Raw genomic sequence first — 23433 nt, 5'->3', positions numbered from 1 at the left:
TTTATGGGATTAAAAGCGGCATTAAGTAAGCCATTTGCTGCCTTTGTAGTTAAAGGCATTAACAAATGGAAAAAAAATGCGGTACAGGCGCAACAGGATACTTTAGTAAGCCTGGTCAATGCGGCAAAATGCACGAGCTTTGGTAAAGACCATGGTTTTGCAGAAATTAAAAACTATGCTGATTTTAAAAAGCAGGTTCCTGTCAGAGATTATGAAGAGCTGAGGCCTTATATAGACCGTGTAGTAGCGGGAGAGTCCGATGTCATGTGGAAAGGAAAACCACAATATTTTGCCAAAACATCGGGGACAACTTCAGGTGTGAAATACATCCCGATCTCTAAAGAATCTATGCCTGAGCACATCAAAGCAGCAAGGAATGCGCTGTTGACTTACATCCATGAAACGGGAAATGTAGATTTTATCAATGGTAAAATGATCTTTTTACAGGGAAGCCCGGTAATGCGCAAAAAGAACGGTATCAATGTCGGTCGTTTGTCCGGAATTGTGGCCAATTTGGTTCCTGCTTATTTGCAGAAGAACAGATTGCCTTCTTACCAGACCAATTGCATTGAAGACTGGGAAGAAAAGGTAGATGCAATTGTGGAAGAAACCATTCAGGAGGATATGACCCTGATTTCAGGGATACCGCCATGGGTGCAAATGTATTTTGACCGCTTGTCGGCCAAATCTGGCGGAAAGAAGATCAAAGACATTTTTAAAAACTTCAAGCTTTTTGTTTACGGCGGCGTAAATTACGAACCTTACCGTGCAAAAATTGAAGCCAGTATCGGCCGTAAGATAGATACGATTGAGACTTATCCCGCATCGGAAGGCTTTATTGCCTATCAGGACAGTCAGCAGGATAAAGGTTTGCTTTTGCTGGCCAAAGCGGGAATATTTTATGAGTTTATCCCCGCAGAGGACTTCTATACTGATAACCCAAGGCGTTTAAGCCTGGGAGAAGTGGAGTTGGAACACAATTATGTACTGGTGATGAATACCAATGCTGGTTTATGGGGATACGTAATTGGCGACACTGTGAAATTTGTATCTAAAGATCCCTATAAAATATTGGTGACCGGCCGTATCAAACATTTCATTTCTGCTTTCGGGGAACATGTGATTGGGGAAGAAGTGGAACATGCTTTATTGTCGGTAGCCAATGAAGCCGGAATTGGTATCACGGAATTTACAGTAGCGCCTCAAGTGAATGCGCCTGATGGTGAATTGCCTTACCACGAGTGGTTTGTAGAGTTTGCTGAAGTGCCTGAAGACCTGGTTGCCTTTAGTAAAAAGGTAGATGAGGCTTTACAAAAGAAGAATATTTATTATTTTGACCTGATTGAAGGGAAAATACTGCAACCTTTGGTGATACGATCCATGCAAAAAGATGCGTTTGTAAGTTACATGCGATCGCAGGGTAAGCTTGGCGGACAAAATAAGGTGCCCCGCCTGGCAAATGACAGGAAGATTGCAGATGATTTAACTAGTTTTATAAATTGAAGAATATATCCATTTTAGGTGCTACGGGTTCTGTAGGAACCCAGGCCTTAACGGTAATCCGGAGCAATCCTGATTTATACAAGGTTTTGGCACTGACTGCTCAACATAATGCGGACCTGCTGATAGAACAAGCTTTGGCTTTTAAGCCGGCTATGGTGGTGATTGGAGAGGAAAGTAAATATCAGGCGGTTCAAAGTGCCCTTTCAGGTACTGGAATTGTTGTATTGTGCGGAGAGGAAGCGCTTTGTGAGGCAGCAAGTTTACCTGGGGTCGATCTGGTGCTGACTGCCCTAATGGGGTCTGTTGGTTTAAGGCCTACCGTCGCAGCGATTAAAGCTGGAAAAGACATTGCTCTGGCCAATAAGGAGACTTTAGTGGTTGCAGGTGATCTGATCAATCAATTGGCTAAGGCTCATGGGGTAAAAATCATTCCCGTGGATTCTGAACACTCCGCCATTTTTCAATGTCTGGTAGGTGAAGATCCGAAATCCGTAGAGAAAATTTACCTGACAGCCTCAGGAGGCCCTTTTAGGGGGAAAGACCGTGGCTTTTTACAGGATGTGACTAAACATCAAGCTTTAAAACATCCAAATTGGGTGATGGGTGCCAAGATTACCATTGACTCGGCCTCTTTAATGAATAAAGGTCTGGAGGTGATTGAGGCCAAATGGCTGTTTGATCTGGAGGTAGATCAGATTGATGTGATTGTCCATCCGCAGTCTATTGTGCACTCTCTGGTACAGTTTACAGATGGCTCGATGAAGGCGCAAATGGGGCTGCCAGACATGAACCTGCCTATACATTATGCCTTTGCTTATCCAGATCGGATTAAGACAGACTTTAAGCGGTTTAATTTTATGGATTACCCTGAGCTTAATTTTTACCCTGCAGATCTGAATACCTTCAGAAATTTAGAATTGGCCTATACCGCTTTGCGCGCAGGAGGTAATATGCCTTGTATCATCAACGCTGCTAATGAGGTAGTGGTGAAAGCATTTTTAGAAGACCGGATTGGATTTTTACAAATGAGTGATGTAATCGAGGAATGTATGTCCGAGGTGACTTTTATTGCACAGCCCAGCCTGAATAATTATTTAGAAACGGACCAACATACCCGTATATTTGCGAATCAACTAGTAACAAAATAGAATTTTTTAGATCAAAATAGAACATAAAATAAAAATATGAGTGGATTGATTATGGCGGCCCAGTTACTTCTGGGATTATCGATATTGGTAATTTTACATGAGTTGGGGCATTTTTTGGCCGCACGTGCTTTCGGAATTAAGGTAGAGAAGTTCTATTTGTTTTTTGATGCCTGGGGCTTTAAATTGTTTAGCTTTAAAAGAGGAGATTGTGAGTATGGCATTGGCTGGCTACCCTTGGGTGGTTATGTGAAAATTGCAGGTATGATAGACGAGTCTATGGATACTGAGCAAATGAAACAACCGGCACAACCCTGGGAATTCAGGTCTAAACCTGCATGGCAGCGTTTGATTGTGATGTTAGGTGGGGTAATCGTGAATGTCATTGTTGGTATTTTGATTTTCTGGATGCTGACATTTAAATATGGAGAGAATTATATTCCAAACAGTTCGGTGATGAACGGGATTAACCCGGGTACCATAGGTCAGGAAATTGGTTTGCAAAAAGGTGACCGTGTGATTGCTGTGAATGGAAATAAAGTGATCCGTTTTGATGAGCTGATCAGTTCGAACGTATTGTTGGGAAATACCAATCTGACAGTGATTCGTGGCGATAAGACCATCGATGTAAAGGTGCCTGATAATATTTTAAATAAGGTTTCAGATCTGGGAATTGATGCTTTCATTAACCGCATGCCTTTATTGAGTACTACGATTGACAGTGTATTTAACAATGCGGAGAAAGCCGGCCTGAAAAAAGGGGACCGTATTACCGCCATCAATGAGGTTCCGGTGAAGTATGATGTGGATGTCCGCGAAGCTTTGCAAAAGTATAAAGCCAAAACTGTAGTGTTCAATGTAGATCGTGCAGGTGAAAACCTGAGGTATAACGTTGCCGTGGATACTGCCGGTAAGATCGGTATGGGCTTTAATGTAAATGAGATTAAAGAGGAAACCATTAAATACGGGCTTTTTGCTTCACTTCCAATTGGTATGCACCAGGCATGGAAAGTGTTTAGCGATAATGGTAAGGGAATCTGGAAAGTGATTACCGGTAAAATTAAGCCGAATAAGGCGTTTTCTGGTCCGGTAGAGATTGCCCGCAAAGTTTATGGCGGCGAGTGGGTGTGGTCCAGATTCTGGGCTTCTACAGGTTTCATCTCTATTGCACTTGCATTTATGAACTTGTTGCCGATTCCGGCATTGGATGGTGGACATGTGGTATTCCTGACGGTTGAAATGATCAAAGGTAAGCCACTGGGTGATAAATTTTTAGAAAGGGCGCAGATCGTTGGTTTTGTGATGCTGCTAACGCTAATGGTGTTTGTGCTGGGAAATGATATTTTTAAAGCCTTTTTTAAACATTAGCGATCATGACTGATTATTTTGCATTTTACGATTTGCCGGTTTCTTTTAATCCGGATACTGCGCTAGTAAAGCAAAAATTTTATGCAATGAGTAAAAAATACCATCCTGATTTTTACATCAATGAGGATGCGGAAAAGCAGGCGGAGGTTTTAGAACTTTCAACGGTGAACAATAAAGCTTATCAGGTGCTGACGGATCCGCAGAAGCGCCTGAATTATATTTTAGAATTGAAAGGTAAAGTGGTAGAAGGGGAGCATTATGTGCTCCCTCAATCCTTTTTAATGGAGATGATGGATGTGAACGAATCCTTGATGGATCTGCAGTTTGACCCGGATGCCATTCGGCTTGCGGAATTGAATAAAGAGGTTGGGAAGATAGAGGCGGACATTACAGGTAAAATAGCGGCTTTAACAACCTCTTTTGATGAAAAGGATAAGACAGGGCAGGAGCAGGCACTTGATGCCATCAAAGATCTTTATTACCGCAACAAATACCTTTGGAGAATTCGCGAAAGCATCGATAAGGCGGGGCACAGCTCCAACGCACTTTAATTTGCTGTTATATCTTTGTCAAAATCTGTGGTTTAGCTTTTTTGAAACGCTGCTTTGGATATCTTTGCCATTCAAATTAAGCATATGAACACATTATCCATTTTTAGAAAAATAGCCGTTGCTGAAGGTCTTTCCTATGTTGTACTGGTATTTATTGCCATGCCCTTGAAATATTGGGCAGATATGCCGCTGGCGGTTAAATATACCGGTTGGGCACATGGCCTCTTGTTTATGTTATACATCGTATTGTTGATCATGGCCTGGACAGAGTATAAATGGAGTTTTAAAAAATCAGCCATGATTGGTGTGGCTTCTTTGCTGCCTTTTGCCCCTTTTTGGGTTGATAAAAAGCTTAAAGAAGAAAATTTAAATAATAATTTGTAATTTATAATTCTATTCATATATTTGCAGCCCGCTGAATAAGCAAGCCCAGCTGGCGGAATTGGTAGACGCGCTGGTCTCAAACACCTGTGGGAAACCGTGCCGGTTCGACTCCGGCGCTGGGTACAGATCCCTCTTTACGAAAGTAGAGAGGGATTTTTGGTTTTCGATTCATTTTTTTACGTAGAATTCATATGCCCTATTTTATGCTTGCTAAAAAAATACTAACGGTCGTTGCAGTGATGGTATGTACTTGCCTACATTCAACATTTGCACAGAATTTATATACCAAAGCCTATGGAGATCGCAAGAATCCACCGATTATTTTTATTCATGGTGGTCCAAGGGGGAATGCGACGCTATTTGAGGGGACAACTGCGCAAAGACTAGCTGACCTCGGCTTCTTTGTGATCGTGTACGACAGACGAGCTGAAGGTCGTTCAGCAGATCCTGCAGCCAAAGTGACCTTCACTGAGGCTTTTGATGATCTCAATCAACTGATCAAACAGTACGGATTGAAAAAAGTAAATCTGATCGGGCACAGTTTCGGGGGAATTGTTTCGACTTTATTTACAAACCAATACCCAGGGAAAGTTGAGCGCATGATCCTGATAGGTGCTCTTTTTGCGCAACAGGAAAGTTATGATCACATACTTCGCACCGCGGCACAGCAGGCACTGGCTCAAAACGATTCTGCTTCTGTGAACAAGATCAAACACATCCATACCTTAGATAAAAACGGGGCGGCATATCGCCAACTCACTTATGAGATTGCTTCTCGTTTTGGTTATTTCAAAATGCCGAAGCCCACGGACGAATCCATACGGGTTAATCAAGAATATGAGCATGGTAAATTTTCGAAAGTCAACATCCGTAATGACCAGGCGCCAATTTTATTCTATAAGAACGAGTCCCGCGTGAATATCAACACAAAGCCAATTTTGAAGGGTTTATCAGCTAAAGGCGTAAAACTGTTTGCTGTTTATGGGGCTAATGATGGTGTTTTCTCTCCCGGACAATTGTCAGACCTGGAAAAAATCGTCGGTAAAGATAAATTTTATGTCATTCGCAATTGTTCCCATTATCCTTTCGTCGACCAGCAGTCTGAATTCTTGAAAAGCATCAAGCAAATCATGAAATGAAATTTATCTCCATAGTAAATATTAGACATGACATTATGCTTTGATCATGAATATTTCCCTTAATTTTGTGACATGCCGATAAACTATCTGGAGAAGATACAATTAGGGGATTTTAGTGAGGAAGGTTATAGAGTTAATCCTTCAAAAGTAGTTGAATCTGTTGTTGAGGGATTCTACGTTTTCTCCAGAGATCAAAAGCAGGATACTCACCTTATATTTAATGATGGTTTTCCTGTGCTTGTGTTTTTGCCTGAAGCGGATGATACAGTGTCAGTTTTGGCAGAAAATAAAACATTCGAAATTAAAGGAGGATGGGCAAGTGCGGGTGCAATTAAAAATGTGTACATAAAATACAATGCCAGTATAAATCAGGTATATATCGTCCGTTTTTATCCTGGTAGTTTTTATCCATTATTTGGTTTAGATGCACATCATTTTAAACACAAACCGATTGTGCCATTCGAGTCTATTGCCAAATGCAGTGATTTTAGTATGAGCTCTTTTTTTAAATGCAATACGATTGAAGAAAAGACTGCATTTCTAGAAGAATATATTTATACGACTTTCAGTGCGCACTGTACACCTGAGGCCCTTCATCAAACATTAGATTATATCCATAAAATTAAAGGCCAAAGTACCGTGCGCAATGTGACCAATGACATCGGTGTAAATTACAAATGGCTGGAACGGAGTTTTGCACAGCACATCGGATTCATGCCTAAAGTGTACATCCAACTCCAACGTTTTATCCATGCATATCTTGAATTGGTCCGGGATGAGGAAGTCGATTTGATGCGAATTGCGTTATCAAATGGCTATTATGATTCAAACCATTTTCTGAAAGACTTTAAAGGCTATACTGGCAAGACGCCACTGGAGTACCTAAGATTTCAAACATCCTGAACGCTGCTTCTATTTATTCAGTAAAAAACTATATTTGTATATAGCTAATTACATACGATATGAAAAAGTACCTTTCTTTATTCCTTTTGCTACTCTCTTTTTCTGGTTTTGCCCAAAACACAATTCCGGTTCCCAATTATAAATATGTACTGGTACCCGAAAAGTTCGGCTTTCTGAAAGAGAAGAATCAATATAATTTAAATATCAGGCTTAAAAGTCTTTTAGAAGATAAAGGTTATATCGCGTATCTGGATGATGCCAATTTACCGACTGAAATTGCCAATAATAAATGCCTGGCCTTAAGTGCAGAGGTATTGGAAAAAAACAGCATGTTTAGCACCAATCTTACACTGGTACTGAAGGATTGTAAAGGAAATATCATTGTTAAAAGTAAAGAAGGTAAAAGCCGGGAAAAGGAATACAAGCCAGCCTTTACATTGGCTTTAATGGACGCTGTAGGTTCTATAGATGAAATTACTCGGGGAACGCCACCAGTAGCTACGACGGTTACACCTGTTCAGCCGGTTGCTACACCTGTTGCGGCAGCAGTTAATGCAACGACAACAGCGGCCACGGTGATCACAGCAGTGCCTGCCCAGGCTACAGCAAATGTAGCTTCTGGTACTTTGTATGCGCAACCCACAGGTACCGGTTTTCAGTTGATCGACAATACACCAAAAATTGTACTGTCCTTATTTAAGACTTCTGCAGCGGATTATTTTATCGGAGATAATGGTACAGCAAAAGGAATTGTATTTAAAAAAGACAACAATTGGGTTTTTGAATATTATAAAAATGCTAGCCTGATTACTGAAAGCCTTTCCATCAAGTTTTAAGCAGCGATTGACATTTCACTGTTAATTGATTTTTATCTGGTTGTTGATATGTTCGGTACTCTTTTTGAGTATGAAATAAAAATAACACGATAAACCTATGGCGAAAATGTATAAAGTTCTGTTCATTTTGAGTTGTGCACTGCTGGTGACGGGCCAACTGCAGGCGCAAAGTAAGAAACCAGTGAAGGCACCTTTGCCACCACCCCGGATCAAGGTGCCCCCACCGCCACCAATAATGCCGAGTTGGAGCGAATTGCAGGAATTGGAAGAAAACCCCTTGGAAAAGTTATACGTTGCTTTTAAAACAGATCCCGTTTATCTGAAAACAGATTCTGCGTTTATTGTACAGGAAATATATTTCAATCCGGGTGGGTATGGTGGAGGCCGCATCAATATTAATAATGCAATGTATCCGGCAAACTATACACAAGATTCTTTGAAAGCTAAGGAAGGTTACGTGGTGATGGCCCGATTAATTGAAACGGAATATCGGGATGGCAAATACCATTACGATGGAAAATATCCTAAGAAGTCCAAAAAAATCATATTTATTGATGACAAGGACAAAAAGGAAACCATATTTACCATAGTTTGGAATACCAATAAGGCAGAGGCTAAAAAGACACCGATCAAAAGTCTGGTAGAAGATAAAACGAAGCGTCTGTGGAAAGTTACTGAACCGTTGCCGATTAGTCCTACGATGTAGCGTCCAAAGATGGCTTTAAGCAATAAAAATCCCATCTTTGCCAGATGATGGATTTGTTTTTCTATAGATGAGCTACGCACCAAAAATAACCCGGGGCGCAGTGGCTGCGATGTTTTTTATGGCTGGCTTGTGTTTTTCCAGCTGGGCATCGCGTATAGCGACCATACAACAAAAATTGGCCTTATCAGATGCTGGTCTTGGCGCAGTGTTATTTGCTTTACCGGTAGGGCTAATGCTTTCTTTACCCTTATCGGGCTGGACTGTAACCAAAATTGGTAGTCGGCGGCTTTTGGCTGCTGCCTTGGTGATGTATGGTTTGATGCTCATCACACTAGGTATGGTTACAGAAATTTATCAATTGGTAATTTGTTTAGTCGGTTTCGGGCTGGCGAGCAATGCTGTTAATATCGCAGTAAACACACAGGCCGTAGCTACCGAAAGTTTATATAGCAAGCCGATTATGGCTTCTTTTCATGGTGTATGGAGCTTAGCCGGGTTTATCGGAGCAGGTATTGGTACTTTCATGATCGGTAAAAATATTCTGCCGGCGCCACACTTTATATTTATTGCGATAGTTACTGTAATTTCTGTTGTAGTATGCTGGCGGTATTTGCACAATGACCGTAAACCTGTACATACGGGTTCTGCCTTTGCGATCCCGGACAAATCATTGATTACACTCGGACTGATTGCTTTTTGTTCTATGATCTGTGAAGGTGCAATGTTCGACTGGAGTGTCATTTACTTTAAGAAAATTGTGCTGGCTGAAAAAGGTTGGATGGCAGCCGGATACACTGCTTTTATGTGTACCATGGCGCTGGGTCGCTTTGTTGCGGATAAATTTGCAGCACGTTTCGGATTAAAAAGAACCCTGCAGGTTAGTGGTACTTTAAGCGCAATAGGTTTGCTTATAGCCGTGATTTTTCCTGCACTGCCGACAGCAATTATGGGGTTTATGTTGGTAGGGGCAGGAGTTTCTTCTGTTGTGCCCATGGTTTACAGTGCAGCTGGTAAATCGACTACCATGTCCCCGGGAGCCTCGATTGCCGCGGTATCTACCATCAGTTTCATCGGGTTTTTAATCGGACCACCTGTTATCGGCTTTTTATCAGGTGCCTTTACATTGCGTATTGCCTTTGTCTTTATTGCACTCATGGGGTCCTGTGTGGTAATCTTATCAACAAGAGCCAGGATTTAGCAATTCATCCTCCAGCAGATTTCAATTTATTTTGTTTGAATAATGTAAATTTTAATTTTTCGATTTCTATGTTTAAATCGTTTAGAGCTTATTTATCTATTTTTTGTGTTTTTGTATTAACTGTTTTGTTTGAATTTTATAAGTCTTGGTTTGGAGATTGTAACCTGCGGTTGTGACTAAAAACTTAATTTTGCATCAGATATGATGACGATTACGACTAAAACAAAATCCATAAAAACGGAAAACCAGGGTATTGCAACCATTTTGGCATTTGCATTAATTCCCTTATCTGGTTTTGCTACTGATATTTATATTCCATCTCTGCCTACCATGGCTGGTGAAATGAGCGTGAGCAGTGTCCAGGTTCAGTTGACTTTAAGTATCTTTTTAATCAGCTATGGCGTTTCGCAATTGTTTATTGGGAGTGTACTGGATAGTTTTGGCCGGTATAAAATTTGTCTGATCTCTCTGATCATTTTTGCCTTAGCCAGTATTGCCATTGCAACAACGCATAACATTTACATCATTTATGTGATGCGGATTATACATGGTTTGACGGTCGGAGCGATTGTAGTTGCCAAAAGGGCTTATTTTGTAGATGTATTTAGTGGCGATAAGCTCAAACATTATTTAAGTTTATTCTCGATCATTTGGTCAACCGGTCCCATCATCGCACCTTTTATTGGTGGGTATCTTCAAACTGTATTCGGCTGGGAATCTAACTTTTATTTTCTTGCCGGTTTTGCCCTGGTGCTGGCCATTTTGGAATGGTTGTTTAGCGGAGAAACGTTGGTGCATTTTACCGAATTTAGTTTCAGGAAAATTGTCAATATCTATATCGACATGATGAAAACGACAAGTTTTACGCTGGGGATTGTAATGTTGGGATTGGCCTATTGTATGGTTATGACCTATAACATGACCGGTCCATTTGTCATTGAACATCATTTACACCTCTCGCCGGTGATTGCTGGTTACAGCTCATTGGTATTGGGGTTTGCCTGGATGGTTGGCGGTTTTATTGGCAAGGCTACCATCAACAGGCCATTTTTTAAACGATTGGTGATTAACGTGTTCATCCAGCTCGTTTTTGTAGCTTTAATGATTGGCAGTCTGAATTTCGTCAGCAATTTATATTCCTTGATCTTTTTTGCTTTCATCATTCATATTGGTGCAGGTTATACGTTTAACAATTATTTCACTTTTTGTTTGAGTAAATTTCCTAAAAATGCGGGTATTGCCGGTGGACTTACAGGTGGCTTCACCTATGTGATTGTTTCTTTCCTGAGTTATGGGATTGTGAGCATCGTACCTGCAAGTGACGAACGTAATTTGAGCTATAGTTATTTAATTTTGATCCTGTTGTCGGTAGGGGTGATGTTTGCTATTTTTAAAATGAATCGAAAAAATGGAACAGCGGTTGAAGAAATGGACTAAGAAATTAAAAATTTATCCGCTGAAATTCAGTTGATTTGGCCCTACGGTAAATTTAGCGCTGGGAAAAATGAAAACTAAAGCTATCTTCGTGTCAAATATAAGCGAAAGTAGCTCAGTTGGTAGAGCACGACCTTGCCAAGGTCGGGGTCGCGAGTTCGAATCTCGTCTTTCGCTCATTTTTTCCCCTCAAACTTCCGGATATTACTTTTTTAAATCCAGGTATGGTTTTAATTCAGTTTCTATGTATCTGCCTATTCTAAATGTTACGAAATCCAGCCAATAAAGAAATAGAAATTTGTATCTTAGTTTTGTGTTCTATGTGAAGACATATCAATAAAACCAAATATAAATGAGTAAATACGGACTTCAGGGAAAGCTGAAAGCTACTCCGGGTAATGGCGAAAAGCTGGGCGAAATATTATTACAGGCATCTAAATTAGTATCTGCTACTAAGGGCTGTAGAATGTATATCATTAGTACAGTTAAGGATGAAAAAGATTGTTTCAGGATCACAGAATTCTGGGACAGCAAAGAAGATCATGACAATTCACTTAAAACCGAGGGGGTAGCCGATTTGGTACTGCAGGCTTTACCTATTCTGGAGGGCCAGCCCAAAAGAGGTCGGGAATTGGATGTCCTGGGCGGATTTGGATTATAATAAATTAAACTTTCAATAATTATTGAAAGTTTAATTTATTATATTACATTTGTGCATGGAATTAGCACAGGCAAAACTAAAGTTTATTGAGGCATGGGGTAAGTTGGGTTCTGAATGGGGCATTAATCGTACTATGGCACAGGTTCATGCACTTTTATTAATCTCGCCTGAGGCTTTAACTACAGAGGAGGTGATGGATACATTAAACATATCCAGGGGTAATGCAAACATGACCTTGCGGGATCTCATCAGCTGGGGCTTAATTGAAAAGCAGCACAAAGCTGGTGAACGCAAGGAATATTTTTTTGCAGATAAGGACACCTGGAACATTGCCAGGCAAGTCGCTAAGGAACGTAGAAAGAGAGAACTGGATCCTGTATTGAAGATTCTTGGCGAACTGACTAAAGTGGAAGGTGATCTCAATGATCCAGAATTTAAAACCTTTAATAAGTCTGTTACCGATATCAATAAATTAGCGAAAAATGTGGATAAAACTTTAGATACCATGCTTAAAGCTGAAGAGAACTGGTTTTGGGGCTCTATTTTTAAAATCTTCAAGTAAGATTTTTTTTATCGCTATATGTTTCAGTTTTTATTGAAAATACAATAATAATAAATAGTACCAAGTCACATTTTAAACCATGAATACGCTAAAAAACCACCAGATCTTATTTGACGCCGAATGTCCAATGTGCAAAGTATATACGCAATTGTTTGTTTCAACGGGTATGCTGGATGTGAAGGGGAGGGCAGCTTATCAGGAAATCCCGGCCCAGGCTTGTCCGATGCTGGACAGGCAGCGTGCTGCAAATGAAATTGCTTTGATTAACCAGGAAACAGGTGAGGTAACCTACGGTGTGCAAAGTCTTTTCAAAGTATTGGCAGTAGCCTATCCTGTATTCAAACCTTTGTTCGCCAACCTGTTTTTTACCTGGTTGATGACTAAGCTTTATGCCTTTATTTCCTACAACAGACGTGTCATAATACCCGCCAGTCTTGCCGAAAGTAGTTTTGAAATTCAGCCTAGCTTTAAGTTGCAATATAGGTTAGCTTATTTGTTGTTTACATGGATAGTCACCGCGGCTATTCTTTCTAAATACACGCAGCTATTTGGTAACTATTTACCTACAGGAAATGCATACCGGGAATATCTGATTTGTGGTGGGCAGATTGTGTTTCAAGGAATTGTCATTAGCTTGGTAAACGCTGAAAAAAGATGGGCTTACCTGGGTAATATGATGACCATCTCTTTTGCTGGTGCATTGTTGCTACTGCCAGGATTAATCCTGGCTACCTGGATTCAGATAAATCCAATCTGTTACCTCATCTGGTTTATGCTTGTTGCAGGCTTAATGTGTTTAGAGCACATCCGACGCAGTAAACTGCTTAAAATTGGCTGGACCTTAACTTTAACCTGGGTGCTGTATCGATTGATCGTTCTTTTCTGTATTCTATAAATACTTTCATGATGAAATACAATAAAATAGTGCTGGCCGGAGGTAATGGTTACCTTGGCCAGGTATTGGCACAATATTATAAAAGCCTGGCTACAGAAGTCATTATACTGAGCAGGAAAAAAGCTGCGGATGTTGACGATCGCATCAAAACAGTGGTTTGGAATGCTGTTGAGGAAGGGGATTGGGTCTCTGAATTGGAAGGAGCGGATCTGCTGATTAACTTATGTGGCAAAAATGTCAATTGTCGTTATACACCTAAAAATAAAGTAGCAATTATCAGCTCGAGAGTGATTCCAACCCAGCTTTTAGGAAAAGCCATTACCAAATTGAAACATCCACCTTTGCTTTGGATTAATGTTACCTCTGCAACGATTTACCGCCATGCAGAAGACCGGGCCCAGGACGAAGACCTTGGTGATATCGGATATGGATTTTCTATCGAGGTTTGTAAACAATGGGAGAACAGCTTCTTTCATACCAAAACACCTCATACCCGTAAAATTGCGCTCCGAATGGGCATTGTTTTCGGACGGCATGACGGTGCTTTTCCACGATTACTGAACCTGGTGAAATTTGGTTTAGGCGGAAAACAAGGTGATGGGATGCAGTATGTTTCCTGGATACATGAGCAAGATGCCGCAAAATGTACGGAATTCTTATTGAATCACGAAGAGATCAATGGGATAGTCAATTGTACAGCACCGGAGCCATTAAGAAATATCACATTGATGAAATTGATGCGGCATGCCTATGGGATGCCGTTCGGATTGCCAACGCCTACCTTTTTACTCGCCTTGGGTGCAAAGATTATTGGAACTGAACCCGAGTTGATCTTAAAAAGCAGGTGGGTATTGCCTAAACGACTGCAACAGGCCGGATTTCAATTTATGTTTGTGCAAGTTGAGCACGCCATCAAGGATATTATAAGCATTATAAGCTGATGGATTTAGGTAAGTATGCCTCTGATAGTCAATACTAAATTATGGGTGTACCAATGGAATAGATACGATTATTTCGGTTCCTTTTACATCTGAATGTATCTTAGTGTCGCCGTTAAGAGATTGAACGCGGCGGCGGATGGATTGTAACCCCATAGCTGATTTTCCTTTTCTGGATCTCTTTTCATCTAACCCTATCCCGTCGTCATTTATGGTCAATAGGAGGGTATCTTCTTCCTCATAAATCAAGATTTCTACATGTTTAGCCCTGGCATGTTTGATGATATTGGTGACAGCCTCCTGGATGATCCGGAGTATTGCTATTCGCGTATCCATATCGACACATTTCAAAGCGCTATCGTCGATGTGGATAGTTTTGTCGTAGCGACTATCAGGCAGGGAACTGTCTGTAAGTAGTTTAATCTGCTTTTCAAATGACTCTTCTTGTTGTTCATCTCCGGCACTAAACCATTCATGGCTTTTGTTTCGGGCCGCTTTATAGGCATTCTCCGTTTCGTGTTGGAGCATATTTAATTTGTTTTTCAGGGCGATATCATTGATATCCATCGATAACACCTCCAATTGATGCCTAATGGCGGCAATAGATGAAGAAAGACCATCATGGAGGTCTTGTCCAAGCCGCTGCTGTTCTTCTCTTACTGCCTGGTGTTTTGCTTCTTCCATTGCGATGATTTGCATATTGGCTACATTGTTGAGTGCTTCGATCTGTTTACTTGCCTTTCTGCTTCGATATATCATAACCAGGTAGATCGTTAGTATAAAAATAGAGGCTGCAATTGAAATGAGTACTAACAAATTGGTTCTTAGTTGTTTGACTTCTTCTGACTTCCTGAGTTCAGTCTTCGTGTTTTCAGCTACGGTATGGGCGTATAGCAAAGAGTCCATCTCTGCCATCAATACCGATTTTGCTTTTCGCTCGTGTGCAAGTGCGCTGGTTAACGATGTATAGCCCCCTTGAAAATTACCTTGTATAGCCTGTAGTTGGGCTTTGTATTCATCAAGTATCGGTTGCTGACTTTTAAAAAAATTGGGAAGTGATGCGAGTTTTTCGATATAAGATCGGACGCTATCCAGGTTTTTTAAAATGAGGAAGTGGTCTGTCTTCATTTGGTAAAGGGGTACTTCTATAAAAGTTATAGGCTGGTCGTCATATGTGGTTTTTAGTGTTTGTATACTATCCAGTAATAATCCTACTTTGATTTGGTTATGCTCAAGAAGAGCAATGTCGTGATGTCTGGTCAGGGCATAAAAGTCATTGTAAAGCATGTGCTGCCTGTTTATTGGGTATTTTCTTCTGAGTGCATTGCCGATTTGATCCGCGAGTAGGGCTGTTCGATAAACAGCCGCTGTATCTCTGGTCTTTATATAGGCTTCGATGGCCACAGCTAAGATGTCTATAGCATACATTCCATTGACATTGTCTGTTTTATTATTCCGCAACTGTTCCGGCAAATGCTTGATGTATCCTTCTTTATCCTTATACGTGGAGATCACTTTATCGTATAAACTTTGCTCATTGAAAGCCTTGATTTTAAAGACGTCTCCCAACAAAGGTCGTATTTTGCCGTTTTTCGCCATTTCCTGGGCTAGTTTTTCATTATAATACATAGCCGCACCTGTTTGTCCGAATATCTCTGCATTATCAACCAGTGCCCTGTAGTACTTTACTCGTGGACGTCCGTACTCCTTTTTCCCCCAGGCAATATCTTTATACAAACTAAGGAGACCTACCAATTCCTGCGTTTTAAATTCGGTTCCTTCACTTACCAGTTGTTGTGTTAACGAATAGGTACTGTCCAGATATTTGTCTGCAGAAATGAGGTTTGTATGGTAGGCCTTGGCCAGCTTTTCAAATTCCTTTCTTGCCCGGACTGTTGATTGTCCCGTAGTAGTTTTGCTGACGAGGAGAAAAAATAAGAAAAGGAGAGCTATATTGCCTGACAAGAGGCAAAATTTGTTTTTCATTAGGTTTATCGTATAGATTTTTTCAGATCATGTTTAGATTAATTCCTGTTCGCGTGCATATAACAATAACTCAGTAATGGAATTTACGTTTACCTTAGCCATCATGTTGCGCCGATGCGCTACAATCGTATGTTTGCTGAGATATGCTTTTTCGGCAGTGTGGGCGATGGATAATCCTTGCGCAAAGTACTGTAGAATTTCCAGTTCCCGTGCTGTAAGTGGTGTTTTTGTTGAGTTATCTGTATGATCAACAATTTTACTAATTACCGGGCATATGTATTGATGCCCATTTGTTATCGTAGTTAGGCACTCAATTATCGTATCAAATCCGGATGATTTGGAAATAAATCCCTGTGGCTTGTAATCCAGAATATTTGTAACTACTACAGGGCTAACAGTTGAACTCATGACAATGATTACAAGCTGTCGATTCAAACGTTTTATCTCATTGATAAGCATAAGACCGTTTTCATTTTTCAGATAATAATCCAAAAACAGGTAAATTTTTATTTTTGAGTGTTTGATAAGAAAATGTGTCAATTCCCTTTTATCATTAAGTGTGTGAACAGCGCTAAAAAGTTCCAAGCGTTCTATCAGTGCCGAGAAAGAATCGGCAAATAAAAGATGGTCATCGAAGACAATGGCTATTGTATTGGCTTTCTCCATAAGTTTACCTAATGTAACAAAAATACGAAATTCGATATGTTATAAATATCTACTAATTATCAACAAATATTTACAATTGGCATAGTTAATAAATAAATGTAAACCCTTTAACATCCATTTTTTACTACACGGTTCTAATAAGTTATGTTTAGGTATAGATAATAAACCATATCACAAATTATTGCTATTTGCGTAAATAATATACCATGCTCTTGTTATAATGCCTAGTTTCCATTTATCGTTGTAATGAAGTGTTTTTTTTTCTCATAAATTCAGGTCCTAAACTTAAAAAGTATAAATGGACAACCTCATCAAAAATTCAATTGAAAAAACTATGAAACAGAATCTGCTTAACGTAATTAACAGTGTATTTGAAATTTAATTTTTTTTGATAAAATGAATTTGACTTTAAAAAATGAAGAGATTGCACATGTTGCTTCGGCTTCAAATGTACACTTTTCGGATGTTTATATTGGCGGTTTAAAAGTTGAAGATATACTATTCCATATTGATATTGTTACTGCTATTAAATATTATGGCATAACAGAATTATTGGATATAATAGGAGAAGAACATTTGAAATCACATCTGGAATGTCTTTAACGCGCAACAGATTTTTTATAATTAAATTTTATTAGCTTTATAATTTATTACTGAAACGAGCTCGAACTGTTATGTTTAATAAAAGTAGATCAAGATTTACTTCCCTTCAACTCAGAATGCCTGTTGGAGGGTATCAATTTAACATTTTTGTTATATTTTGCCTCATTGTAGCCAATATTTTTTATAAGGTAAAGTTTTTCTCAAGTGGTATACAGATTTCGGATAATCTTTGGAGTCCGGGATGGTTGTTGCTAGGGCCTTTTGTCTATTTTGCGAATAATTGTTTAAAGGATGATGAACGGTCAGTTTATTCAAACAAGCTTCACTTCTTGCCAGCCCTGGTGTCTGCTGTGTTCTTTACAGCAGTGTTTGTCGGAAATGGGTTGGGTTACTCCTGGTCAAAACCAATGCATGACGGGTACATGGGGTTTTATTATGCAGTTCCAATATCCCTCATGGTTTATGCAGGATTGGTTATTTCAGATCGAACGAAAGATGTGGACAGCCTGGAGCCCAAATATGAATTGTTATTAATTATTTCTGGGTTTTATGTGATCATTGCTGTATTATCTTCGATGATGTTCATTTGCTGGTATGCCCTGGATATAGATATGGGTTTTGATTACCGATATTTTACCTATGGTTTGCTGGGGGTTATTGCTGCGTTCATACTAGCCTATGCTTCGTTAATGACGAAGATGAAAAAAAGGCGCCTGACTTCATTTAGAAAGAAGCTTGAACAGAATTATATCAATTCCGGGTTGGGAGAGGAGCAGGCAGTAGGATACAAAAAACAGATCAAATGGTACTTCGAATCAACCGAGTGCTTTCTGCGTGCAGACCTTTCTCTAGAAATCCTTTCCAAAGAACTTCAGATTTCTAAACATTACCTTTCAGAAATTTTTAACATTCATATTGGTAAAAGTTTTTATAGTTTCATCGCTGAATATCGAATAACCTACGCCATTGAACGGTTAAAAAATGAAGGGGGGCGGCTGAAAATCGAATCACTTGCTCATGAATGTGGCTTCAATTCCAAAACTTCATTCAACCGATATTTTAAAGAGATTACTGGATTTAATCCGTCTGAATATATCAGCAATAGGATTCTGGATAAAGAATCCATTGAACTCGTTGGTACATGACGCAAACTGTTTTGCTGAAAAGTACCTTACTTCTTGTAATCGCGGTAACTGCTATCAATCAGAATTTATGGTTTCGTTTTAAGTCTAAAACACCATTTGACCAGTTATTAAATATTACAAATTTATATCTTGGTGTTCATGCCTTATTTGTGTTTATTATAGAGCACTTTTTTCTTCCTTACCCTCTTTACGATCGTTTGGCTCCATTTTCATTAATGTACGGCCCATTTTTATATTTTGCACTATTTATCATCCATCACAGAAATATTGAATTTTGGAAGATATTATTGCATTCAAGTCCTTTTGCTGTCTTTAATTTAGGATATATCTTACTGATTATATTTGGATTACCAGAAGATATGGTTGAGTATTATGGGAAGTGTTTGGGGCTCGCATCAGTATTATCCTTTACGAGCTACAGTATATGGGCGATAGTTTACAACTCCAAACCTATAAAACAGCAGCTTAAACAGCATAAGCTTGTTGTGATCATTGCTGTCATTATTTTGTTGTTTACAACTATGATTATGTTTGTTGGCGCCTTTTCTGATGAGGCCGTTGATAATTTCACAACCTCAGTTGGCCTCTTAAGATTCCTGATGTATGGATGTATGTTTTGCTGCAGCCTGATCATTCATCGTTTTTATAGTTTGGTTGTGTCAAATGCTGCTATAAGCCCCGTTCCAGAAGCTGATTTTGGTTTGGTAAACAATTTAGATGGCAGATACGAAAAATCAGTTCTAGCTGAAGCGGAATTTGATTCCTATTTATCCAAATTAGAAAAGCTAATGAATAATGAGCAGGTTTATCTTCATCGGGACTTGTCCTTGCTTAAGTTGGCACAATTAACACGTATTCCTAAACACCACATTAGTCAGGTATTGAATTTGAAACTAAAAATGAATTTTTACGAGTATGTTAACGGACTTAGGGTTCAGCATGCTTGTATACTTTTAAAGGAAAATTCGTTTGATACGCTGGAAAATATCGCTGAACAGAGTGGCTTTAACTCTAAGGTCTCCTTTAACCGCCATTTTAAGTCTATAAAAGGGGTTACGCCCTCAGCCTACCGCGTAACCAACACGATTTAAGAGGTTTAAATTAATTCTTTCTCTTTTTCATTTTTTATAGATATGATTCATCCGTGTGGGATGAACGCCTTGTCGTTTGGATGAAGCGTATTTTTAAGTGGTGTAAGTTTATTTTGCGGAAAATCTATCAAAAGCAAAATGAAAACAAAATCGCTCATTTTTATTTTATTCGCAGGCTCCTATTTTAAGGAATACAGGGGGCTGAAAGTTTTGAAACAAAAGTCAACTGAATCGATTAAGCTATGATGCAAATGGCCTTGTTAAAGTGCACTTTGCTTATCGTTATTATCCTTGCCATTTTTAATTATAGCGTTTGGCATCGTTCCAAATCTGAGAAGCCCTTTGATCGTTTATTGAGAAGTGCAAATGTGTACGTTGGTTTTCACGCATTGTGTATACTCATCATCGCGTACTTTTTTCAGAATAATCCCGTGTATGATCGTTTAGCTCCATTTGCATTGATGTATGGTCCCTTTTTATATTTTGCTTTTTACATCATTCTGAACGGTAAGATTTCTGCAAAGAAGGTATTGATCCATTCGATCCCGTTTATGTCATTTTGCATGGGTTATTTTATGCTTGTCTTTAATGACATGCCTGAATATCCTACTTTTTTGTATGGAAGATATTTTGCTTTGTTTACAGTATTTTCCTTCAGCTCTTACATGATCTGGTTGATGTTACACAATTCTACATCTATAGCTGAGCAGTTTAAAAAGCATAAACTTGTGGTAATCATTGCTACAGTATTGTTGTTGTTTGCTACCATGGTCACTTTCGTTGGTGCATACTATAATGGTGGTATTGATGGTTTTAATACCCCAGCGAATTTATTCAGACTTGTGATGTACGGATGCATGGCATGCAGTGTTTTGGTGATCAATAGGTTCTACCATTTTGTAAACAGGGATGTTGTGGAGCCTGAACCAATCGTGGCCGTAGACCTGGTTTTAGAAAGCCCATTTGAAGGCAAATACGAAAAATCTGCTATTGCTGAAGCTCAGCTTGAGGTTTATTTAATTAAACTGGAGTATTTGATGGACATCCAGCAAGTTTATCTTTATCAGGATTTATCACTCCTGAAGTTGGCCAAGCTGATGCGTGTTCCCAAGCATCACATTACTCAGGTTTTAAATGTAAAACTTAAAATGAATTTCTATGAGTATGTGAACGGTCTGAGAGTCGAACATGCATGCAGACTTCTGGAGAAAAATTCCATAGATAACCTGGAAAATATTGCTGAAAAGAGTGGTTTCAATTCTAAGGTCTCCTTTAACCGTCATTTTAAAGCCCTAAAAGGACTTACGCCTTCTGAGTACAGGTTAAGTTGTTTAAAATGAGTTTTTTATTCGGGATGGATTTTATTGAAAACGTTTCATCCGTGTGGGATGAACGCCTTGTCGTTCGGATGAAGCACGGACTTATGTTGGCTACATTCATATTTGCGCCTTGTATAATACGGTTAAACCATAACGTAATATAAAGAGAAAAATTATCGCATGAAACACTTTACTAAATTTTATTATTTCGCATCATTATTGATCTGCTTCTTGTTTGCGGCTCAATTAAGTTATGCTGATGGGTCTAAGGATTTATACGCCACGGGAGTTGGCGGTAGAGCTAAATTGAGATCGAGTACTACAAGCTCCGATTCGTATCCATTTGCAAATCTGAACAGACACTATGTTTATGCGAAGGCAGGTGAAACAATCACATTCGCAAGTAGCGTAATGGGAACTGGAAGTGCTGCAATTAAAATAGTTAAGCCCGACGGATCTGCTGCTACGTTTACTACATCTGGTAAAATTAGTAATCGAGCTGAAGAAGTGGCGGGTCCCAGGTTACCCGGTCAGGCTGCCGGTGGAAACCGCTATTTACCCATTTATTATACTGTACCGATAGGTGGAGATGGCATTTATAGCGTCGATTTTGTCCCCCCTGCAGGTGAAAGTGCAAATACGCAAAATGGTAGAGAAAGTAGTGGAACTCTAGCCAGCAGCAATTGGCTTGCGCCGGCAAGTAACCACATCATGATTGCCGCCTGGGATGTCTCTGTCGCAAATGCTGTGGGAGACGATTGGATTAGTGGTAGGGTCTATGCAAACGTACTGAACTTAGATATATTTGCAAATTTTTCAGACACCTACTGTTATTACGGTAAAATGTATGTATTAACTAAAGATGGTTATGTTTACTACGTTGATAATAATGGAAATAATGGAATCAGTTTTGAGTTTTTCGTAAACAATAAAGGTTTTTTTGATACAGCAGGTGAACCACTTTATAAAAGTCTGGATAATTCAACAGCAACGTTTCTTTCAGGAAAAGTTAAAAATCCAAGCACTGCAGATTCTCAGACTGATGTTACACATAAGATGTTCTATACCAAGCCTGCTGCGGACTTACCTGCAACAGCTAGCGGTGCAGTTCCAGGAGGAACAACCTGGCTTAAAAATCTACGGCTAAAACCCAAAGTTACAAACCTAAAAATATTTGGTGTTGATGGTACTGAAGGACAGGTAAGTAATAAAGGGGGTAATATCAAATTTACTGCGAATCTTTCCGGGCGTTATACCATCAATATTATCAGTACGAAAAATGTTGGCGATCCCGGATATTTTGTTACTCGAACTATATCTGGTTTTGCTCAAAGTGGAAATAATTCTGTTTCTTGGGATGGTAAAGATGGAAATAACCTACCCTTACCTGCTGGATTGGCTCCGGCTAAATTGACAATACAGTTGCAAGGTGCAGAAGTGCATTTTCCGTATTTCGACGTAGAAATAAATCCGAAAGGTATTAAACTGCAGCTTCTTGGAGAAGATCTTACGACCGTTGAGTCTGATATAGTATATTGGAATGATACTGACATTACACTATATTCCCAAAATGATAAACCTTCTAATCCTAGAAATGCCAGTCAGTTTGTAATCCCGGGGGGCACCTCAAGTAGTACCAATGGACATATATGGGGAACAAACGCTAGCCCAACTTCGAATACCTTTGGTGATGTCAAATCTATAGATACCTGGACGTTTATTTTAGGGGATGAGGAAACTTTGAATACACAGATCGATACGAGAAAGGCAGATCTTAAGGTTGAAAGCGTATCCCCGGATAAGAATCAGATCATATTGGGCGAAAGTATTACATATACTGTTGTGGTTAAAAATGATGGCCCAAGTGATGTTACAGGTGCGCCTTTTGCCTTTAATGTTCCTGTAGGGTTTAAAATAACGGGTGCGACATTTATTAAGTCTTGCCCAGCTTCGAGTGAAACGGTACCCTTAATAAGTGGAGATGAACGCCATTATAATTCCAAACTTGATTTAGCTAATGGTTGCACGGTGACATACAGTATTGTTGTGGTTCCTGTAAGTGCTAGCCCAGGTACTATAACTGTAGATGCAACAATATTAAGACCTAATGATGTTACGGATCCAGATGCCACTAATCCCGATCCTAATATTCCACCCACGGATCCATATTATGAATGCGCAAATAATGGATTAGGTGTAGCGTGTAATAATATAAAAGCAAATACGTCAGCATTGCTTGTTAATAAAATTGCCGCAACTAAAACAATTGTAGGTAATCCTGCTACGGTTAGGCCGGGGGATGTATTGACGTATAATATTACTTTAACGAATACAGATGCGGTTGCAAAAACTGGTGTTACCGCTAGCGATAATGTACCTGCAACTTTAACCAGTATCAAT

Annotated in this window: 21 protein-coding genes, 2 tRNA genes and 1 pseudogene; 22 read left to right on the top strand and 2 right to left on the bottom strand. The window is 39.5% G+C overall.

The window, feature by feature from the left end; genetic code table 11:
• Positions 1-3 precede the first annotated feature (3 nt).
• The 17 genes from IM797_RS22060 to IM797_RS21980 all read left to right on the top strand — a co-directional run bounded on the left by IM797_RS22060 (position 4) and on the right by IM797_RS21980 (position 14226).
• Positions 4-1503 (top strand): GH3 auxin-responsive promoter family protein, encoded by a 1500-nt coding sequence (locus IM797_RS22060; RefSeq protein ID WP_194129365.1) that lies wholly within the window; start codon positions 4-6, stop codon positions 1501-1503.
• Positions 1500-2651 (top strand): 1-deoxy-D-xylulose-5-phosphate reductoisomerase, encoded by a 1152-nt coding sequence (locus tag IM797_RS22055; protein WP_194129364.1) that lies wholly within the window; start codon positions 1500-1502, stop codon positions 2649-2651. The genes IM797_RS22060 and IM797_RS22055 overlap by 4 nt, the downstream gene beginning before the upstream one ends.
• 36 nt (positions 2652-2687) lie before the next feature.
• Positions 2688-4016, top strand: coding sequence for an RIP metalloprotease RseP (gene rseP / locus IM797_RS22050; protein WP_194129363.1), 1329 nt, complete (start codon positions 2688-2690; stop codon positions 4014-4016).
• A 5-nt stretch (positions 4017-4021) separates the two neighbouring features.
• The gene (hscB, locus tag IM797_RS22045) at positions 4022-4567 is read left to right on the top strand and encodes a Fe-S protein assembly co-chaperone HscB (protein WP_194129362.1); all 546 of its coding nucleotides are present in this window, start codon (positions 4022-4024) and stop codon (positions 4565-4567) included.
• Between the two features lie 84 nt (positions 4568-4651).
• Positions 4652-4951 (top strand): DUF3817 domain-containing protein, encoded by a 300-nt coding sequence (locus IM797_RS22040; RefSeq protein WP_194129361.1) that lies wholly within the window; start codon positions 4652-4654, stop codon positions 4949-4951.
• 43 nt (positions 4952-4994) lie between these two features.
• Positions 4995-5074: transfer RNA gene (locus tag IM797_RS22035), tRNA-Leu, on the top strand.
• Positions 5075-5154: 80 nt separating this feature from the next.
• Positions 5155-6090 (top strand): alpha/beta hydrolase, encoded by a 936-nt coding sequence (locus tag IM797_RS22030; RefSeq protein WP_228099043.1) that lies wholly within the window; start codon positions 5155-5157, stop codon positions 6088-6090.
• A 72-nt stretch (positions 6091-6162) separates the two neighbouring features.
• Complete coding sequence (locus tag IM797_RS22025; protein ID WP_194129360.1) at positions 6163-6993, top strand: helix-turn-helix domain-containing protein; 831 nt, start codon at positions 6163-6165, stop codon at positions 6991-6993.
• A gap of 59 nt (positions 6994-7052) precedes the next feature.
• On the top strand, positions 7053-7829 hold the full coding sequence (locus IM797_RS22020) for a hypothetical protein (protein WP_194129359.1): 777 nt from the start codon (positions 7053-7055) through the stop codon (positions 7827-7829).
• A gap of 106 nt (positions 7830-7935) precedes the next feature.
• Positions 7936-8535 (top strand): hypothetical protein, encoded by a 600-nt coding sequence (locus tag IM797_RS22015; RefSeq protein WP_194129358.1) that lies wholly within the window; start codon positions 7936-7938, stop codon positions 8533-8535.
• A 67-nt stretch (positions 8536-8602) separates the two neighbouring features.
• A complete protein-coding gene (locus IM797_RS22010) occupies positions 8603-9733 on the top strand; it encodes an MFS transporter (protein ID WP_194129357.1) in 1131 nt (376 codons plus the stop codon).
• 201 nt (positions 9734-9934) lie between these two features.
• Positions 9935-11170 carry an MFS transporter gene (locus tag IM797_RS22005; RefSeq protein WP_228099042.1) on the top strand — a complete coding sequence of 412 codons (1236 nt, stop codon included), beginning with the start codon at positions 9935-9937 and terminating at the stop codon, positions 11168-11170.
• Between the two features lie 101 nt (positions 11171-11271).
• Positions 11272-11344, top strand: a tRNA-Gly gene (locus IM797_RS22000).
• A gap of 175 nt (positions 11345-11519) precedes the next feature.
• Positions 11520-11828, top strand: a complete 309-nt coding sequence (locus tag IM797_RS21995) for a putative quinol monooxygenase (protein WP_194129356.1) — start codon at positions 11520-11522, stop codon at positions 11826-11828.
• Between the two features lie 55 nt (positions 11829-11883).
• Complete coding sequence (locus IM797_RS21990; protein WP_194129355.1) at positions 11884-12390, top strand: GbsR/MarR family transcriptional regulator; 507 nt, start codon at positions 11884-11886, stop codon at positions 12388-12390.
• A gap of 79 nt (positions 12391-12469) precedes the next feature.
• Entirely contained in the window at positions 12470-13285 is an 816-nt protein-coding gene (locus IM797_RS21985) for a DUF393 domain-containing protein (protein WP_194129354.1), read from the top strand.
• An 8-nt stretch (positions 13286-13293) separates the two neighbouring features.
• Positions 13294-14226 (top strand): TIGR01777 family oxidoreductase, encoded by a 933-nt coding sequence (locus tag IM797_RS21980; RefSeq protein ID WP_228099040.1) that lies wholly within the window; start codon positions 13294-13296, stop codon positions 14224-14226.
• 39 nt (positions 14227-14265) lie between these two features.
• Here the strand turns inward: IM797_RS21980 and IM797_RS21975 are convergent, their stop codons facing one another.
• Together IM797_RS21975 and IM797_RS21970 are read right to left on the bottom strand one after the other, a co-directional pair.
• Positions 14266-16209: a sensor histidine kinase gene (locus IM797_RS21975; RefSeq protein ID WP_194129353.1), complete on the bottom strand. Its 1944-nt coding sequence runs from the start codon at positions 16207-16209 to the stop codon at positions 14266-14268.
• A gap of 33 nt (positions 16210-16242) precedes the next feature.
• Positions 16243-16875, bottom strand: coding sequence for a response regulator transcription factor (locus IM797_RS21970; RefSeq protein ID WP_194129352.1), 633 nt, complete (start codon positions 16873-16875; stop codon positions 16243-16245).
• 396 nt (positions 16876-17271) lie between these two features.
• Here IM797_RS21970 and IM797_RS21965 point away from each other — a divergent pair, with 396 nt between their 5' ends.
• The 5 genes and pseudogenes from IM797_RS21965 to IM797_RS21945 form a co-directional block, all read left to right on the top strand.
• Entirely contained in the window at positions 17272-17478 is a 207-nt protein-coding gene (locus IM797_RS21965) for a hypothetical protein (RefSeq protein WP_194129351.1), read from the top strand.
• 407 nt (positions 17479-17885) lie between these two features.
• Positions 17886-18623: an AraC family transcriptional regulator gene (locus tag IM797_RS21960; protein ID WP_194129350.1), complete on the top strand. Its 738-nt coding sequence runs from the start codon at positions 17886-17888 to the stop codon at positions 18621-18623.
• Positions 18620-19714 carry a helix-turn-helix domain-containing protein gene (locus IM797_RS21955; RefSeq protein WP_194129349.1) on the top strand — a complete coding sequence of 365 codons (1095 nt, stop codon included), beginning with the start codon at positions 18620-18622 and terminating at the stop codon, positions 19712-19714. Before IM797_RS21960 ends, IM797_RS21955 begins: the two co-directional genes overlap by 4 nt.
• A 272-nt stretch (positions 19715-19986) precedes the next feature.
• Positions 19987-21054: a helix-turn-helix domain-containing protein gene (locus IM797_RS21950; protein ID WP_194129348.1), complete on the top strand. Its 1068-nt coding sequence runs from the start codon at positions 19987-19989 to the stop codon at positions 21052-21054.
• A 159-nt stretch (positions 21055-21213) separates the two neighbouring features.
• Positions 21214-23433 (top strand): annotated as a pseudogene (locus IM797_RS21945) (DUF11 domain-containing protein); the annotation flags it as partial.

This window comes from Pedobacter sp. MC2016-24 (genome assembly GCF_015223055.1).
Classification (GTDB): Bacteria; Bacteroidota; Bacteroidia; order Sphingobacteriales; family Sphingobacteriaceae; genus Pedobacter.
Note: the sequence above shows the minus strand (reverse complement) of the source record. Positions and strands in the feature narration are given on the sequence as shown.